The organism is Microcystis sp. M53598_WE2, assembly GCF_030067735.1.
Classification (GTDB): domain Bacteria; phylum Cyanobacteriota; class Cyanobacteriia; order Cyanobacteriales; family Microcystaceae; genus Microcystis; species Microcystis aeruginosa.
On record NZ_JASJFE010001050.1, the window covers coordinates 1 to 2,555 of the forward strand.

2 protein-coding genes and 2 pseudogenes are annotated in these 2,555 nt (G+C 44.2%); all 4 read left to right on the forward strand.

Going from position 1 to position 2,555, the window contains the following annotated elements; genetic code table 11:
• Positions 1-116 precede the first annotated feature (116 nt).
• Positions 117-576: pseudogene (locus tag PX636_RS21465) on the forward strand (RNA-guided endonuclease InsQ/TnpB family protein); the annotation flags it as partial.
• A gap of 329 nt (positions 577-905) precedes the next feature.
• A complete protein-coding gene (locus PX636_RS21470; protein WP_288118786.1) occupies positions 906-1,769 on the forward strand; it encodes a cyanophycinase in 864 nt (287 codons plus the stop codon).
• 89 nt (positions 1,770-1,858) lie between these two features.
• A complete protein-coding gene (locus PX636_RS21475; RefSeq protein ID WP_043999469.1) occupies positions 1,859-2,275 on the forward strand; it encodes a YggT family protein in 417 nt (138 codons plus the stop codon).
• Positions 2,266-2,555 (forward strand): annotated as a pseudogene (locus PX636_RS21480) (transposase); the annotation flags it as partial. The gene PX636_RS21475 and the pseudogene PX636_RS21480, both read left to right, overlap by 10 nt.

Genomic DNA, 2,555 nt, shown 5'->3' on the forward strand with positions numbered 1-2,555 from the left:
ATCTCAATTGTTAAGCAAAAATCGACCCATTTGGTCGATTTCGTAACTATTCTGATTGAGTGGTATCACTTGAAATGCCCACGCGGATGACAAAATTGGCCAATTGTCAATAGCGTTTGAGATGCTCTCACCCTGTAAAAAACCCGAAACTAGCTCAAGCTATATCAGATGTTAGTTGGGGAGAAATCACTCGACAATGAGCCTATAAATGCCGTTGGTATGGGAGAAACTATCGGGAAATAGATATAGCATTTCTGATTCACAAGAGGTACATTCCCGAGCCTGAACAGCTTAATCAGCAAAGGTTTAACTGTGCCGCACAGATGCGAGAAACGCTATAGATGGTTTCCTAGTTCAAAACGGTGCAATAATTGTGGGCATATCGTTGAGAAAATGCCGTTAAGTGTCCGAGAATGGGAGTGTCCTGAATGTGGAACTTGCCATGACAGGGATGTTAACGCCAGTAAAAACATTTTGGCCGCAGGGCTTGCGGTATCAGTCTGGGTCGCGAGTGTCAGACCCGAACAGAGTAAGTCTGTGAAGGCAACTGCTAAGAAGCAGAAACCTAGATCGTGAGGTCTAGGAATCACCGTCCCTTTTAGGGCGGTGAGGATGTCAATCCCACCCCCTAAATCCCCCTTAAGGGGGACTTCTATCGTCTCCCCTGAAAGGGGAGATAAGAGAGGGGTGGGGACTGAGGGGGGTGGGGGCTGGTTTGCTCAACCGAACGGTATTGGGTAGGGGAGGTGTGAACGATTATAATTTAATTTTAGGGACCTGCGTAGGAATAATATCCCAGCCAGACACTCGCTCTGTAGAAGAATCAGACCAGCCATAAATGGTACATTATCAAAGCGCAAGTCCCTTATGTTGTTGTGCTGTTTAGTTATTCAAGGAGTTTTTGTATGGAATCCACAAAAGAGCGCGGGCAATTAATCATCATTGGTGGAGCAGAAGACAAAGAAGGAGATTGTCAAATCTTGCGAGAGTTTGTTCGCTGTGCTGGCGGGACTAAAGCTAAAATTGCCGTGTTAACGGCGGCAACAAGTGAGCCTCGTTCGGCTGGAGAAACCTATACCCGAGTGTTTGAGCGACTCGGTGTCGAGGATGTATGTGTCCTCGATACCATTCACAGGGAAGATGCCGACGATCCAGAAAACCTGAAAATCATTGAGGAAGCCACAGGAGCGTTTTTTACCGGGGGAGATCAAGCCCTAATCATTGAACACATCAAGGGAACTCAGCTAGATACCTTACTTCACCAACGCAATCGGGAGGGAATGGTGGTAGGTGGGACAAGTGCCGGTGCTGCCATCATGCCCGATCTGATGATTATTGAAGGAGACTCGGAAACCAACCCACGCATGGACGCGATAGAGATGGGTCCGGGAATGGGATTTCTGCACTCAGTGGTGATCGATCAGCATTTTGCCCAGCGCGGACGGCTAGGTCGCCTGATTTCCGCTCTCTTACAGCAGCCAGCTAACTTAGGCTTTGGCATTGACGAAGATACAGCAGTAATTGTGGACGGTGACGAATTTAAAGTGGTGGGGCGTGGGGCTGTAACAGTTGTCGATGAATCAGAAGCAACTTATGATAATTTAGACGAACTGCTCAAAGATGAAGCGATGGCAGTGTGTGGAGTCAGGTTGCACATCTTACCTCAAGGATTCCGCTTTAACTTGAAAACTCGCAAGCCCGTTTTCTCTCGATCAATAGAGTTAAAGGATAGCAATCCTAAAAAGGAGGCAGAAGTTGAAAGGGAGTAGGTCGGAGGGAACAATCAGTGGTGGCTTGTACCCGCCACTGATTGGAGAATTTATTTAAATCAGAAAAATATTGACTCTGAGGTCTAAGAATGAATCACGATCGGGATGATGAAACCAATCTTGAGCGGCGACAAGAACTGCTACATGATGAAGAGGCTTTTCGACTTGATCAAGAAGAGAAACGCCTGCGATCTGCCAGACGAAGTAATACCTTAAATTGGATAATTAATAGCATTTTCGGGCTGGCAGGAATAGTGCAAATACTACTGGTAATGAGGTTCTTGCTGCGTTTGTTTGGTGCGAACCCACAAAATCAATTTGCTCAGTTGATTAATCATCTATCTGCACCTTTCATTGCGCCATTTTCCACCTTATTCATTAGTCCTGCTTCATCTGGTGGAGCAAACATATTTGATGTTAATATTGTGATTGCGATCGTAGCCTATGCTCTCTTGAGCTATACTTTGCACGGCTATAACTTGCATTTTTTCCTCAAATCACTCTAGTATTAGATAATGCCCGCTATCAAAAATGTAAAATTGTTGATGAATTGGCTCTTTCTTTGTCAATATAGTTACTCTATCTGCCGTCTTATTGCCTAATCTAAATTTAATTGAAAGCCTGGGTAAATTGGTCAAAAATAAATGTTTATATGGTAAATATTATAAAAACTTTTCCGACTTTTCTTCAACTATTTATGAATGTCTGAATGATGCCCATCTGAAACATAAAAAAGAACTGGATTCCTTGCTCACTCTACGATTTCAGAATTTTAATAAATCTCAG

Excerpts from the sequence above, each read along its gene's own strand:
- PX636_RS21475 (WP_043999469.1), top strand. The coding sequence starts at position 1,859 with ATGAATCACGATCGGGATGATGAAACCAATCTTGAGCGGCGACAAGAA.
- PX636_RS21470 (WP_288118786.1), top strand. The coding sequence starts at position 906 with ATGGAATCCACAAAAGAGCGCGGGCAATTAATCATCATTGGTGGAGCA.